Origin of the sequence: Rhizobium binxianense (assembly GCF_028994275.1) — a bacterium.
In the GTDB taxonomy this organism is placed as follows: Bacteria; Pseudomonadota; Alphaproteobacteria; order Rhizobiales; family Rhizobiaceae; genus Rhizobium; species Rhizobium binxianense.
In genome coordinates this window covers 2006421-2020696 of the sequence record NZ_CP118713.1, presented here as the reverse complement: position 1 = coordinate 2020696, position 14276 = coordinate 2006421, and the positions used below count along the sequence as shown (strand labels likewise).

Annotated in this window: 10 protein-coding genes; 4 read left to right on the top strand and 6 right to left on the bottom strand. The window is 62.4% G+C overall.

The window, feature by feature from the left end:
* Positions 1-165 precede the first annotated feature (165 nt).
* On the bottom strand, positions 166-1239 hold the full coding sequence (locus tag PO860_RS10095) for a flagellar biosynthetic protein FliO (RefSeq protein ID WP_275038290.1): 1074 nt from the start codon (positions 1237-1239) through the stop codon (positions 166-168).
* A 299-nt stretch (positions 1240-1538) separates the two neighbouring features.
* Here PO860_RS10095 and cckA point away from each other — a divergent pair, with 299 nt between their 5' ends.
* The gene (gene cckA, locus PO860_RS10090; RefSeq protein WP_183607155.1) at positions 1539-4142 is read left to right on the top strand and encodes a cell cycle histidine kinase CckA; all 2604 of its coding nucleotides are present in this window, start codon (positions 1539-1541) and stop codon (positions 4140-4142) included.
* A 266-nt stretch (positions 4143-4408) separates the two neighbouring features.
* Here cckA and PO860_RS10085 read toward each other — a convergent pair whose 3' ends face one another.
* Positions 4409-5335, bottom strand: coding sequence for a pseudouridine-5'-phosphate glycosidase (locus PO860_RS10085; RefSeq protein WP_273880826.1), 927 nt, complete (start codon positions 5333-5335; stop codon positions 4409-4411).
* 88 nt (positions 5336-5423) lie between these two features.
* Positions 5424-6368: a carbohydrate kinase family protein gene (locus PO860_RS10080; protein ID WP_275038289.1), complete on the bottom strand. Its 945-nt coding sequence runs from the start codon at positions 6366-6368 to the stop codon at positions 5424-5426.
* 229 nt (positions 6369-6597) lie between these two features.
* On the opposite strand from PO860_RS10080, the gene recA reads away from it, so the two are divergent.
* The 3 genes from recA (at position 6598) to PO860_RS10065 (ending at position 11732) form a co-directional block, all read left to right on the top strand.
* On the top strand, positions 6598-7686 hold the full coding sequence (gene recA / locus PO860_RS10075) for a recombinase RecA (RefSeq protein ID WP_183607158.1): 1089 nt from the start codon (positions 6598-6600) through the stop codon (positions 7684-7686).
* Positions 7687-7839: 153 nt separating this feature from the next.
* A complete protein-coding gene (alaS, locus tag PO860_RS10070; RefSeq protein WP_272782470.1) occupies positions 7840-10494 on the top strand; it encodes an alanine--tRNA ligase in 2655 nt (884 codons plus the stop codon).
* A gap of 386 nt (positions 10495-10880) precedes the next feature.
* Positions 10881-11732: an AraC family transcriptional regulator gene (locus PO860_RS10065; RefSeq protein ID WP_183607160.1), complete on the top strand. Its 852-nt coding sequence runs from the start codon at positions 10881-10883 to the stop codon at positions 11730-11732.
* Between the two features lie 52 nt (positions 11733-11784).
* Here PO860_RS10065 and PO860_RS10060 read toward each other — a convergent pair whose 3' ends face one another.
* The 3 genes from PO860_RS10060 to PO860_RS10050 all read right to left on the bottom strand — a co-directional run bounded on the left by PO860_RS10060 (position 11785) and on the right by PO860_RS10050 (position 14217).
* The gene (locus tag PO860_RS10060; RefSeq protein WP_183607161.1) at positions 11785-12411 is read right to left on the bottom strand and encodes a glutathione S-transferase family protein; all 627 of its coding nucleotides are present in this window, start codon (positions 12409-12411) and stop codon (positions 11785-11787) included.
* A 76-nt stretch (positions 12412-12487) separates the two neighbouring features.
* Complete coding sequence (locus PO860_RS10055; RefSeq protein WP_275038288.1) at positions 12488-12934, bottom strand: GNAT family N-acetyltransferase; 447 nt, start codon at positions 12932-12934, stop codon at positions 12488-12490.
* A 71-nt stretch (positions 12935-13005) separates the two neighbouring features.
* On the bottom strand, positions 13006-14217 hold the full coding sequence (locus tag PO860_RS10050; protein WP_065280120.1) for an NADP-dependent isocitrate dehydrogenase: 1212 nt from the start codon (positions 14215-14217) through the stop codon (positions 13006-13008).
* Positions 14218-14276 lie beyond the last annotated feature (59 nt).

Sequence of the window (14276 nt, the reverse complement as noted above, 5' to 3'; positions counted from 1 at the left end):
TGTAACCTCGAATGCGCCAACGCTCTTCACCCTGACCGATACCAGATGATCGGCATGATGGGGGAGGCCCAGGGCATCCTCGATCTGAAAAGCCGCGGCATTGCGGCTTTTATGCAACTTTATGATGAATGCGACGGCGCGGCAACCCGACGAGCGCGGTTTTCCTCATTTATCGCGATTGACGCTCATTTCGCCGAAAATCCGGGCGACTTCCTTCTGCAGTTCCGTATCGGCGCCGGTGATGGGAGCAAGCTCGGGATCGCGGCGCGGCAGGTTGCCCGGCTGCGATACGGCTTGGCGGGGCGCCTGGTTCGCCGGCGGCGGCACGATGCCCTCGGCTGTCAGATTGTTCGACATCTCCTGTTCCAGCACCCGCTGGAAATCATGGCGGATCCCCGCTGCCGACTGCGTAGCCACATCGTCTTCGGCCGTACCAGGTGCGGCGCGCGCGGCCGCAGGCATGTGCTGGACAGGCGGGGTAGAGACCTCGGGTTCGATGCGCTGCTGCGGAAGCACACGCTGGCGGGCGGCATCGAGGATCTCGGCCGCACTTACGGTATCGTGAAACGGTGCGGGCTGCGCGGCTGGGGGAACGACGGCGCGCTCCGGCGGGCGCGGGGCGGCAGGCAGAGGAATGTCGCGTTCGGCCGACAGCGGCGCTGTCGCAGGGGTTGCCGGAAGGGGGCTCGTGGCCACCGGCGGTGCCGCGGCCGGCGGGGCAGGCGGTTGGGCTAACGGTTCTGGGCGCGGGCGCGGCTCTGGCGAAGCCGGCGCGGAGAAGGAAGGCTCGGCGGCCGGCTCGATTCGGGCTGCAACTGGAGCGGCAACAGGGGCTGCGACTGGGGCGCGGGGCGGAGAAACCGGTGGCGTTTCCGGCCGCGCTGGGGATATCGGACGCTGCTCGACCGGTTGCGGGCGATTGACGCTTTCCGGCTGGTCAGCCGCTTCGGGCAGGATGCGGCTTTCGATGACGATATCGCTCGGGCCGCCGATCATGATCAGGTGTTCGACGTCATCGCGGCGGACCAGCACCAGCCGGCGACGGGCATCGACAGCTGCGGCATCCAACACCTGCAGGCGGGGCTGGCGGTTGCGGCCGCCGCGCACGAAGGGCGAGGGCGCCCGGCGGCGGATGACCCAGAGCACGAGGATGAGGAGGAGAAGCGCCAGACCGACGCCACCGGCGGCAAGCAGGAAACGGCTGCCATAAGCTCCGACAACATCATCCAACATAATCACTCACTCCATTTCGCATTCGGCACATATTGACGACTTTTCCGTTCCTTAGGCAAGGGCCGCCGGCGCTGTCCAGTGACGGGAGAACCCGATTTCGTGTTCCGCTGCCTGGCGCGCGGCGATCTTGCTCACGGGCGCCGCGTCGGGCTTCAGGGGCAGATGGCGCTGTTGCCTGTGAATTCAAGCAGTCTTGCCGGCCACCGGTGTTTTTGCCGACGCGGCAAATTGCTAAGAAGGAAAGAGTGCCTGATTCCCGCTTCGTGTTCGTGCTAGGAAGTGGGAGGGGCTTATGCGAGGAATACATGACGAAACCGCGTCAGGCCGACGACTATAACGCACCGCTTGTGGATCGTGGGGGGCGTTCTGGCACGGTTTTGCGCATCCTTTTGCTGGCGCTCGTGTTGATCGCAGCCGCCGGCGGCTTCGTCTTCTTCAAAAAATCACTCGACAACGAGATCGTGCTCGGCGGCCTTGGTGTGCTTGCCATGGTCGGCATCTTCTTTCTGGTATCCTCAGTCATCGGCTTCATCGAGGTGATGCCGCAGCGCCAGTCCGACAGCCTGGCGCGCGCCTTCCTCAACAGCCATCCCGACGGGACTTTGATCACCGACGAAAAGGGTCGGATCATCTATGCCAATGCCGCCTACGGCGCCCTGACCGGGGCGCGCAAGGCGACCGAGGTGCAGACGCTGGAAACGCTGCTGTCGCGCCACCGCGAATCGAACGAGGCGCTCTACCGGCTGGTCAACGGCCTGCGCGAGGGCAAGGAAGGCCGGGAAGAGTTCCGCCTGCTGCGCGCCGTCGGGCCCGGCAGCAACAGTTCCGGCGCCCATTGGTACCGGCTGAAGGCGCGGCTGTTGCAGCCGGAGGAAAACGGCGGCAAGCCGCTGCAGATCTGGCAGATCACCGATATCACCACCGAGCGCGATGACCAGGAGCGGTTCTTCAAGGAGTTGCAGAACGCGATCGACTATCTCGACCATGCGCCGGCCGGGTTCTTTTCCGCCGGCCGGAAGGGCGAGATTTTCTATCTCAATGCGACGCTTGCCGAGTGGCTGGGTCTCGACCTCACCAAGTTCGTGCCGGGCTCGATGACGATCGGCGACGTCGTGGCGGGCGAGGGGCTGGCGCTGATTCAGTCGGTGCAGGCCGAACCGGGGCTGAAAAAGACGGTGACGCTCGATCTCGATCTGCGCAAGACCAACGGCCAGAGCCTGCCGGTGCAGATCATCCATAGCGTCACCTCGATGCGCGACGGCGCACCCGGCGAAAGCCGGACGATCGTGCTGGCGCGTGAAAAGAGCGATGCCGGCGGCCAGTCCGCTTCGGCCGCTGCCATGCGCTTTACCCGCTTCTTCAACAACACGCCGATGGCGATCGCCTCGGTCGACGGTGACGGGCGTATCCTGCGGACCAATGCGCCGTTCCTGAAGCTGTTCTCCGGCGTCGTCTCGCGTGACGACCTCGAAAAGGCGCCGCATCTCGAAACCATCGTCCAGGAGAGCGACCGGCCGCAACTGGCCGAGGCGCTGGCGGCGGCCAAGGACCGGCAGGGCGACATCGCGCCCCTCGACACCCGTACGCCGACCGACGAGGCGCGCTATTTCCGCTTCTATGTCAATGCGGTCATCGATCAGAGCGACGAGGCGCCCGAGGAAGCGGCAATCGTCTATGCCGTCGAGGTGACCGAGCAGAAAGCGCTGGAAGCACAGATGGCGCAGACACAGAAGATGAATGCAGTCGGCACGCTTGCCGGCGGCATCGCGCATGATTTCAACAACGTGCTGACGGCGATCCTGCTTTCCTCCGATCATCTGCTGCTACAGGCACGGCCCGCCGATGCCAGTTTCGCCGACCTGATGGAGATCAAGCGCAATGCCAACCGCGCTGCCGTGCTGGTGCGCCAGCTTCTCGCCTTCTCGCGCAAGCAGACGATGCGGCCCTCGGTGCTGAACCTCACCGATGTCGTCGGCGACCTGCGCATGCTGGTCGACCGGCTGCTCTCCGGCACCAACGTCAAGCTCGACGTGCAATATGGCCGCGACCTCTGGCCTGTCAAAACAGACCTCTCGCAATTCGAGCAGGTGCTGATCAATCTGTGCGTCAATGCGCGCGACGCGATGCCGGAGGGCGGCACGCTGACGTTGCGTACCAAAAACCTGACCGCCGCCGAAGTCTCCGCCTTCAACTATTCCTACATGCCGGCCGAAGACATGGTGCTGGTCGAAGTTGCCGATAACGGCACGGGTATCGCGCCGGAGATCATGGACAAGATCTTCGAGCCCTTCTTCACCACCAAGGATGTCGGCAAGGGCACCGGCCTCGGCCTCGCCATGGTCTACGGCATCGTCAAGCAATCGGGCGGCTACATCCAGCCGGAATCAGAAGTCGGCAAAGGCACGACGTTCCGTGTTTTCCTGCCGCGCCACATCCCGGAGCCGGCGGTGACCGCAGAAGCGGGTTCGATCGATGGTGCCATCGCCGGGGCCAGCCCGCAGCCCGCAGCCCAACAGCCGCAGCAGCCGGAGGACCTGACGGGATCGGCAGTCATCCTTCTCGTCGAGGACGAGGAAGCGGTGCGCCGCGGCGGCAAGCGCATGCTGGAAACGCGCGGCTATACCGTGCATGAGGCGGGCTCCGGCGTCGAGGCGCTCGCCATCATGGAAGAATTGGAAGGCAAGGTCGATATCGTCGTTTCCGACGTGGTGATGCCCGAAATGGACGGGCCGACGCTGCTGCGCGAGCTGCGCAAGACCTATCCCGACATGAAATTCATCTTCGTTTCCGGCTATGCCGAAGACGCCTTTGCCCGCAACCTGCCGCCGGAGTCGAAATTCGGGTTTTTGCCGAAACCGTTTTCGCTGAAGCAGCTGGCGGTGGTGGTGAAGGAGACGTTGGAAGGGTGAGTGACGCTTGTCCGAGGGTGAGCGTGGGTGTTGTGCCGTGTAAGCCCCCCTCTGCCCTGTCGGGCATCTCCCCCACAGGTGGGGAGATCACAAGCGGCGACACCTTCGCATCAAATCAACGTTTCGCCGAGCTGCAACGGATATTGTTGGGGAAGCCAGCGCACCCAGCCAATCTCCCCACCCGTGGGGAGATGCCCGGCAGGGCAGAGGGGGGCTGGAACGGCACCACCTATCTGGTAAGGCATTCCGTTCGGCCCCGTCAACCCTCACTCACCCAGCGCCACCGCAATCTCAGCCGCAAGCCGCGCGTTATTCTCAACCAGCGCAATATTCGTCTTGAGGCTCTGGCCGTCCGTCAGGTCGAAGATGGTCGAGAGCAAATACGGCGTTACCGCCTTGCCGGTGATCTCGTCGCGTTCGGCGCTATCAAGAGCCCGCTCGATATAGATTTCCATCTCCTCGCGCGCGATCTCGTCGGCCTCCGGCACCGGATTGGCAACCAGCATGCCGCCGTCGATGCCGAGCTGTTCGCGTACCGTCTGGAAATTGGCGATTGCCGCCGGGCTGTTCAGCGCCAGCGGGCTACGGATGCCCGAGGAGCGCGACCAGAAAGCGGGGAATTCTTCGCTTTCATAGGTGACGACGGGAACGCCGCGGGTTTCCAGCACTTCCAGCGTCTTCGGAATATCGAGGATCGCCTTGGCGCCGGCGCAGACGACGATGACGCCGGTGCGGGCGAGCTCCTCGAGATCGGCCGAGATATCGAAGCTTTCCTCGGCGCCGCGATGCACGCCGCCAATGCCGCCCGTGGCAAAGACGCGGATACCAGCGCGGGCGGCCGCAATCATCGTCGCCGCGACGGTGGTGGCGCCGGTGCGGCGCTCGGCGATCGCGAAGGCAAGATCAGCGCGCGACACCTTCATCACTTCGGTCGCCTTGGCGAGCTGCTCCAGTTCGCCGGCTTCAAGGCCGATATGCAGGGTGCCGTGGATGACGGCGATCGTTGCCGGCACCGCACCCTGTTCGCGAATGATCGTCTCGACGCTACGGGCCATCTCGATATTGCCGGGATAGGGCATGCCGTGGGTGATGATCGTCGATTCCAGCGCCACCAGCGCCGCGCCGCGCTGCTTGGCGCTCGATACCTCCTTCGAATAGGCGATCGGCAGAAGAGGAGAGATGGGTTTGGTCATGGTCTTGTCCTGTGATCGACAGAGCATGATGCCGAAAAGTGCGAGCGGTTTTCGGACGACATCATGCTCAATTCTTCAATTCGCCGTTTCAATGCAGAATTCTGACCTCGGGAACAAGGGCAAGCGCCTCATTCAAGAGATCTGGCGTCAGATTTTCGTTGACGGCGTGCCGCGACTGCACCGTCAGCGTCGCGGCCGCGGTGCCGTGGCGCACGGCTTCTTCGAGCGGCAGGCCGAGCATCAAGGCGGCAATCGTGCCGGCGGCAAGAGAATCGCCGGCACCCGTGACATCGGCGACGGTCTCGGCGATCGGCGGCTGCAGCGTCACAGCGCGGCCGTCGCATAGTGCGACCAGTTCACGGCGGCCGCGGGTGACGACGGCGTTCCTGATGCCGATCTCGTTCAGAAGCGGCGGCCAGCCGGCGGCATTCTCCGGCTGCCGCCCGGTCAGAGCTCCCGCTTCTGCCTCGTTGAGGAAGAGGTAGTCTATATCCCCGATGCAGGGTTTCAGCCTGACGACCTTGGCCGGCGAGATGGCGATTGCCGCAGCGGGCTTCGCAAGGGAACGCGCCTTGGCGACGATTTCCGCGATCGTCTCTTCCGGCAGGTTGGCATCGAAAAGAATCAAATCATGGGCGGCGAAGGCCTCTCGCACCCAGCGGATCGAGAGACGCCGCGGCACGAAGAAGCGGTAAAGATCCATGTCGGCAAGGGCGATCACCAGATTGCCGTCCCTTTCGATGATCGCCGTGTAGCTCGGCGTCTTGCGGTCGAGGAAGACGAAGGGGCGGTCGTCGATACCGGCGACATCGGCGGCTTCGCCGACCATCTCGCCGATGGGATCGCCGCCGCGCGGCGAAATCATCGTTACCTGGAAACCGAGCCTTGCAAGGTTGCGCGCCGCATTGAAGCCGCCTCCGCCCGGCTCCTCGAACCAGGTGCCGGGATTGCTGGCGCCAGGCGCCGTTTCGCCGGAGATGCGGCCGCGTCGATCGATATGGGCACCGCCGAGAACGAGAATCTTTTTCTTCATTTCAGCCGCTCTCCTGCGGCCCGAAGTACGAATCGATAGGATGCGTTTTGTTGCACGCGTGTCGGTGCTTCAGGCCTAAGTCGTTGCTTTTCATCGATAAAACAAATATAGAACACGGGCCGTTTTACCTTTTTCTTTCAATTGTTTGATCGCCTATTGCGAGAATAGAACAAATAGGGTACAAACTCGACATTGCTTGAGCGGCTTCAATAACCTAAAGGTGGATCGGATGTCTCAAAATTCATTGCGGCTGGTAGAGGACAAATCGGTGGACAAAAGCAAGGCGCTTGAAGCGGCACTCTCACAGATAGAGCGGTCGTTCGGCAAGGGCTCGATCATGAAACTCGGCTCCAACGAGAATGTTGTTGAGATCGAGACGATCTCGACCGGCTCGCTTGGTCTCGATATCGCCCTCGGCGTTGGCGGTCTGCCGCGGGGCCGTATCATCGAAATTTATGGGCCGGAAAGCTCCGGTAAGACGACGCTTGCGCTGCAGACCATTGCCGAAGCGCAGAAGAAGGGCGGCATCTGCGCTTTCGTCGATGCCGAACATGCGCTCGATCCCGTCTATGCCCGCAAGCTCGGCGTCGATCTGCAGAACCTTCTGATCTCGCAGCCCGATACCGGCGAGCAGGCGCTCGAAATCACCGATACGCTGGTGCGCTCCGGCGCCGTCGACGTTCTCGTCGTCGATTCGGTTGCCGCACTGACGCCGCGCGCCGAAATCGAAGGCGAGATGGGCGACAGCCTTCCCGGCCTGCAGGCGCGCCTGATGAGCCAGGCGTTGCGCAAGCTTACCGCTTCGATTTCCAAGTCGAACACCATGGTGATCTTCATCAACCAGATCCGCATGAAGATTGGCGTCATGTTCGGTTCGCCTGAGACAACGACGGGCGGCAATGCGCTGAAGTTTTATGCCTCCGTGCGCCTCGACATCCGCCGCATCGGCGCGGTCAAGGAGCGCGAAGAGGTGATCGGCAATCAGACCCGCGTCAAGGTCGTCAAGAACAAGATGGCGCCGCCCTTCAAGCAGGTCGAGTTCGACATCATGTATGGCGAGGGTGTTTCCAAGACCGGCGAACTGGTCGATCTCGGCGTCAAGGCCGGCATCGTCGAAAAATCAGGCGCCTGGTTCTCCTATAACAGCCAGCGTCTCGGCCAGGGCCGCGAAAATGCCAAGACCTTCCTGCGCGACAATCCGGATCTTGCGCGCGAGATCGAGCTGTCGCTGCGCCAGAATGCCGGGCTTATCGCCGACCGCTTCCTGCAGAACGGCGGACCGGATCCCGATGACGGTGATACCGCCGCCGAGATGTGAGTTTTTCTGCCAGTCCCTTTGAAAGTCCAAGCCGGCCGCATTCCTGATGAGAATGCGGCCGGTTTTGTTTGTCTGCTGGACAGTGGCGGAGGCGAACGTTAAAAGCCGATGAATTTAAATTTACCTGCCTTCGGCAGCATTGAAGGGCATAGCATGAGCGGTGTGAACGATATCCGGTCGACCTTCCTCGACTATTTCAAGAAGAACGGCCACGAGATCGTTCCGTCGAGCCCGCTCGTGCCGCGCAACGACCCGACGCTGATGTTCACCAATGCCGGCATGGTGCAGTTCAAGAACGTCTTCACCGGCCTTGAGAAGCGTCCTTATTCGACTGCGACAACCTCGCAGAAATGCGTGCGCGCCGGCGGCAAGCACAATGACCTCGACAATGTCGGCTATACCGCCCGGCACCTGACCTTCTTCGAAATGCTCGGCAACTTCTCCTTCGGCGACTATTTCAAGGAGAATGCGATCGAGCTTGCCTGGAAGCTCGTCACCGAAGGTTTCGATCTGCCGAAGAGCCGCCTGCTGGTGACCGTCTACTCCGAAGACGAAGAAGCAGCGACGCTGTGGAAGAAGATCGCCGGTTTCTCCGACGACAAGATAATCCGCATCCCGACCTCGGACAATTTCTGGCAGATGGGCGATACCGGCCCCTGCGGCCCGTGCTCTGAAATCTTCATCGACCAGGGCGAGAATGTCTGGGGCGGCCCTCCCGGTTCGCCTGAGGAAGATGGCGATCGATTCCTGGAGTTCTGGAACCTCGTCTTCATGCAGTTCGAGCAGACCGCACCCGGTGAACGCACGCCACTGCCGCGCCCGTCGATCGACACCGGCATGGGCCTGGAGCGCATGGCCTGCATTCTCCAGGGCGTCCAGAGCGTATTCGATACCGACCTCTTCCGCACGCTGACCGGCACCATCGAGGATACGATAGGCGTCAAGGCGGAGGGCAGCGCCAGCCACCGCGTCATCGCCGACCACCTGCGCTCCTCTGCCTTCCTGATCGCGGACGGGGTGTTGCCGTCGAATGAAGGCCGCGGCTATGTGCTGCGCCGTATCATGCGCCGCGCCATGCGTCATGCGCAGCTTCTCGGCGCCAAGGAACCGCTGATGTACAAGCTGCTGCCGACACTGGTGCAGCAGATGGGCCGCGCCTATCCGGAGCTGGTGCGTGCCGAGCCGCTGATCTCGGAGACGCTGAAGCTTGAGGAAAACCGTTTCCGCAAGACGCTGGAGCGCGGCCTGTCGCTTCTCTCCGACGCGACCGCGGACCTTGCCAAGGGCGACATGCTGGATGGCGAGACCGCCTTCAAGCTCTACGACACCTATGGTTTCCCGCTCGATCTGACGCAGGATGCGCTGCGCGCCCGCGAGATCGGCGTCGACATCTCCGGCTTCACCGATGCGATGCAGCGCCAGAAGGCCGAAGCCCGCTCGCACTGGGCCGGTTCCGGCGAGAAGGCGACCGAAACCGTCTGGTTCGAGCTCAGGGAAAAACACGGCGCGACCGAATTCCTGGGCTACGACACCGAAACGGCTGAAGGCGTCGTCCAGGCGATCGTCAAGGACGGCGCGGTTTCGACCGAGGCCAAGGCCGGCGACAAGGTGCAGATCGTCGTCAGCCAGACGCCGTTCTACGGCGAATCGGGTGGCCAGATGGGCGATACCGGGGTGATCTCGTCCGACCACGGCAAGGTTGAGATTTCAGATACGCAGAAGAGGGGCGAAGGCCTGTTCGTGCATCTGGGTACTGTCATCGACGGCGTGGTCAGGGATGGCGATGCTGTCGCGTTGACGGTCGATCATGCTCGCCGTTCGCGCCTGCGCGCCAATCACTCGGCAACCCACTTGCTGCATGAGGCGCTGCGCGAAGTGCTCGGCACCCATGTGGCACAGAAGGGTTCGCTGGTCGCACCCGAGCGCCTGCGTTTCGACGTCTCGCATCCGAAGCCGATGTCAGCCGAAGAGCTGAAAATCGTCGAGGATATGGCCAACGAGATCGTGCTGCAGAATTCGCCGGTTACCACGAGGCTGATGAGCGTCGACGATGCGATCGCCGAAGGCGCGATGGCGCTGTTCGGCGAGAAATACGGCGATGAAGTGCGCGTCGTGGCGATGGGCGAAGGTGTGCGTGGCGCCAAGGCCGGCAAACCCTATTCGATCGAACTCTGCGGCGGCACGCATGTGGGAGCGACCGGCCAGATCGGCCTGATCCGCGTTCTCGGCGACAGTGCCGTCGGCGCCGGCGTTCGCCGTATCGAAGCCGTCACGGGCGAATCGGCGCGCGAATATCTGGCCGAACAGGACGAACGTGTGAAGGCGCTTGCCGCCTCGCTCAAGGTGCAGCCGGGCGAAGTGCTGTCGCGCGTCGAAGCGTTGATGGACGAGCGCCGCAAACTGGAGAAGGAACTGGCTGACGCCAAGCGCAAGCTCGCCATGGGCGGCGGGCAGGGTGGTTCGGGCGATGCCGTGCGCGAAGTCGCCGGCGTCAAGTTCCTCGGCAAGGCGATTTCAGGCGTCGATCCCAAGGACCTGAAGGGCCTTGCCGATGACGGCAAGACCAGCATCGGTTCCGGTGTCGTAACGCTCATCGGCGTTTCCGAGGATGGCAAGGCAAGTGCGGTCGTCGCGGTGACGCCGGATCTGGTCGACCGCTTCAGCGCCGTTGATCTGGTGCGTGTCGCTTCTGCCGCGCTTGGCGGCAAGGGCGGCGGCGGGCGACCGGACATGGCGCAGGCTGGCGGCCCTGATGGCGCCAAGGCAGATGAGGCGATCGAGGCGGTGGCCTTGGCGCTTGCCGGGTGATCTGTCGGTTTATCAATGCGTTTCGAAAGGCGGAGGCTTAGCTTCCGCCTTTACTTTGTTGATATTTACTGGGCTTTCCCCCCAGCCTCCCTCATTCCCTGTGCTCGTCACAGGAATCCAGCGCGCCCAAGTCCTTGGGCGCGAAAGACTTTTTCCTCTTTGGGTACTGATTCATTCACGGCGCGGACGCGCCGTGGCTGGATTCCTGTGACGAGCACAGGAATGAGGGAGGTTGGAATGATGCCGGAGCACCCGCCCCGTCCTTCGAGGCCCTTCGGCCCCTCGGGATGAGGCTCTCTTGGGCGATGCTCGGAAGCCAATTTCCGCAGGATTTGTCAAATCGGGATATGGTTCTCTGCGGTCGATCGATTTGCACGAGGTTTGGCATGAACGGCGAAACGGCATGGGCACTTTATGAAAACCGTCTGAGGCGGGTTTCGGCCTATATTCACGACCACCTCGACGAGGAGCTGGATATGGAGCGCCTTGCCGAAATCGCCTGCATGTCCAGCTATCACTGGCACAGGATCTACCGGGCGATTTACGGCGAGACGCTGGCGGCCACCGTCAAGCGGCTCAGGCTGCATCACGCGGCGGGCGAGATCGTCCGCACGGACCTTGCCGTCAGCGAAATTGCCAAGCGATCAGGCTATCCCAATCTCCAATCCTTCAATCGCATCTTCAAGTCGGTCTACGGCATGCCGCCGGCCCGCTACCGGAAAGAGGGAAGCCACACAGCCTTTGAACCCTCACCTAACGGAAAGACCAAAGTCATGTTAGACGTTACCATACGCGAGATCGGGCCGATCGAGCTGATCGGCGTTCCCCATACCGGTTCCTACATGCATATCGACAAGGCCTTTGAGACGCTGTTCGGCACGCTTTATGCCCGCGGCCTCGCCAAGCCCGACATGCGGATGATCGGTATCTATCTCGACGATCCCGACATCGTGCCGGAGGAAAAGCTGCGCTCGATCGCCTGCGTTACCGGCGCTGCCGACGTGCCGGCCGATGCGCCGTTCGAGCGGCGCACGATCGACGGCGGCGATTATGCCGTGCTGCGCCACAAGGGCCCCTATGCGAATATGCCCAAGTCCTATCAGTGGCTGTTTGCCGAATGGCTGCCGAAGTCCGGCCGGCAGTTGAAGGACAGGGTCATGTTCGAGGAATATCTCAACAATCCGCGTGAAGTGTCGCCGACCGAGCTTCTGACGGACATTCACATGCCGCTTGTCTGACGGCGGATATCTCCCGGGGCGGCGGCCTGGCCGCCGCGCCGTGTTTTACAGACTAAGCAGCCTGCATCGTCTTGCCGGCCTCGTCGTCCAGTGCATTCGCGCGCTTATAGGCCTCACGCTCGCTGATGCGGCCGAAATAATCGACGAAGGCCTGGCGTTTTTCGATGCTGCCGAAGCCGAGGCCCCAGCCGACATGGGAGCCGACATAGACGTCGGCGGCGGTGAAACGCTCGCCGGTGACGTAGGTCGAGCCGGAGACCGCCATTTCAAGCGTGTTCATGACATCGCCGAAACCGCCGCAGCCGGCCATGCGCAGGCGTTCCTGCGGAATTTCGAAGCCGAGGGCCTTCATCGTCACCGCCGACTCGAGCGGACCGGCGGCAAAGAACATCCAGCGGTAATACCGGGCGCGCTCCTCCGGCCTCGGCGCCAGCGCCTTGTCAGGGAAGGTCTCGGCGAGATAGGCGCAGATCGCCGCGCATTCGGTGACGACGGTATCGCCGTGGCGGATCGCCGGCACCTTGCCCATCGGATTGACCGAAAGGTATTCCGGCGCCTTCATCGTTTCGCCAAAGGTCAGGAGTTCGGTGCGGTAGGGCTGGCCGATCTCCTCCAGCATCCAGCGCGCGATGCGGCCGCGCGACATCGGGTTCGTATAGAATACCAATTCTTCGGTCATGACGTCCTCCTCGTGTTGCCTTTTTTGGTCCCACGGAATCAATAGCGCAGCGATGGTCGCCTGCAAGTCCCGACCGTTAGAGCGCCTTGCGGTACTGAATGAAGCCCGAGCGCTCGGCGATCCTGTCGTAAAGCCGCCGTGCCGTCGCATTGGTTTCATGAGTCATCCAATAGAGCCGGCCTGCACCATTGGCGCGGGCGAGATCGGCGACAGCCTCGATCAGTGCGGCACCGGTGCCGAGCCCGCGTTGGCTGTCTTCGACATAGAGATCCTGCAGATAGCAGGTCCATTGCGGCAGCCAGCAGGAACGGTGAAAGATCGCATGGACGATGCCGACGAGGCGACCGTCATCGTCGAAGGCGCCGAGCGCATGCATCGGTTCCTCAGGATCATGGAAGCGAGCCCAGGTGAGATCCGTGGTTTCGGGCGGGATGACCACTTCGTAGAAGCGCTGATAAGCCTCCCACAGAGGTTCCCAAGCGGCGCGGTCCGAGGGTTCAAGCGGTCGCTGGATGGCCGTCATCGGTTCATTCTCCCAAAATGAAAACGGCGGGGAAATCCCCGCCGCTTCGATGCTATCTCGGAAAGACCGGCTTATGCCATGGCCTTCTGCAGGTTCTGGTCGATCTTGTCGAGGAAGGCGGTGGTCGAGAGCCACGGCTGGTCGGGGCCGATCAGGAGCGCCAGGTCCTTGGTCATGAAACCGGATTCGACGGTGTCGACGCAGACCTTTTCCAGCGTGGAAGCGAACTTGGCGAGCTCGGCATTGTCGTCGAGCTTGGCGCGATGCGCCAGGCCACGGGTCCAGGCGAAGATCGAGGCGATCGAGTTCGTCGAGGTTTCCTGGCCCTTCTGGTGCTGGCGGTAGTGGCGGGTGACCGTGCCGTGGGCGGCTTCGGCTTCGACGGTCTTGCCGTCTGGCGTCAGCAGAACCGAGGTCATCAGGCCGAGCGAACCGAAGCCCTGGGCAACGGTGTCGGACTGGACGTCGCCGTCATAGTTCTTGCAGGCCCAGACGTAGCCGCCAGACCACTTCAGCGCCGAAGCGACCATGTCGTCGATCAGGCGGTGTTCGTAGGTGATGCCGGCTTCCTTGAACTGATCCTTGAATTCGGTCTCGTAGACTTCCTCGAAAATGTCCTTGAAGCGGCCGTCATAGGCCTTGAGGATGGTGTTCTTGGTCGACAGATAGACCGGCCACTTGCGCATCAGGCCGTACATCATCGAGGCGCGGGCGAATTCGCGGATCGATTCGTCGAGGTTGTACATGGCCATGGCGACGCCGGCGCCCGGTGCGTTGAAGACTTCCTTCTCGATGACGGTGCCGTCTTCGCCGACGAACTTGATCGTCAGCTTGCCCTTGCCGGGGAATTTGAAATCGGTGGCGCGGTACTGGTCGCCGAAGGCGTGGCGGCCGACGACGATCGGCTTGGTCCAGCCGGGAACCAGGCGCGGTACGTTCTTGCAGATAATCGGCTCGCGGAAGATGACGCCGCCGAGAATGTTGCGGATCGTGCCGTTCGGGCTCTTCCACATTTCCTTGAGGTTGAATTCCTTGACGCGGGCTTCGTCCGGCGTGATCGTCGCGCACTTGATGCCGACGCCGTATTTCTTGATGGCGTTGGCGGCGTCGACAGTGACCTGGTCGTTGGTGGCGTCGCGGTTTTCGACCGACAGATCGAAATAGTCGATGTCGAGGTCGAGATACGGATGGATCAGCTTATCCTTGATGAGCTGCCAGATGATGCGCGTCATTTCATCGCCGTCGAGATCGGCGACGGGATTGGCGACCTTGATCTTGTTCATGTATCTGCCTCGTTCGAGCTTAAATGGGGACGGGGTCCCGGTGGGTGACGTGATGAGGA

Bases quoted from the DNA above. Each gene is read 5' to 3' on its own strand.
- PO860_RS10080 (WP_275038289.1), bottom strand. From the start codon at position 6,368: ATGAAGAAAAAGATTCTCGTTCTCGGCGGTGCCCATATCGATCGACGC.
- cckA (WP_183607155.1), top strand. From the start codon at position 1,539: ATGACGAAACCGCGTCAGGCCGACGACTATAACGCACCGCTTGTGGAT.
- PO860_RS10050 (WP_065280120.1), bottom strand. From the start codon at position 14,217: ATGAACAAGATCAAGGTCGCCAATCCCGTCGCCGATCTCGACGGCGAT.
- recA (WP_183607158.1), top strand. From the start codon at position 6,598: ATGTCTCAAAATTCATTGCGGCTGGTAGAGGACAAATCGGTGGACAAA.
- PO860_RS10060 (WP_183607161.1), bottom strand. From the start codon at position 12,411: ATGACCGAAGAATTGGTATTCTATACGAACCCGATGTCGCGCGGCCGC.
- alaS (WP_272782470.1), top strand. From the start codon at position 7,840: ATGAGCGGTGTGAACGATATCCGGTCGACCTTCCTCGACTATTTCAAG.
- PO860_RS10055 (WP_275038288.1), bottom strand. From the start codon at position 12,934: ATGACGGCCATCCAGCGACCGCTTGAACCCTCGGACCGCGCCGCTTGG.
- PO860_RS10065 (WP_183607160.1), top strand. From the start codon at position 10,881: ATGAACGGCGAAACGGCATGGGCACTTTATGAAAACCGTCTGAGGCGG.
- PO860_RS10085 (WP_273880826.1), bottom strand. From the start codon at position 5,335: ATGACCAAACCCATCTCTCCTCTTCTGCCGATCGCCTATTCGAAGGAG.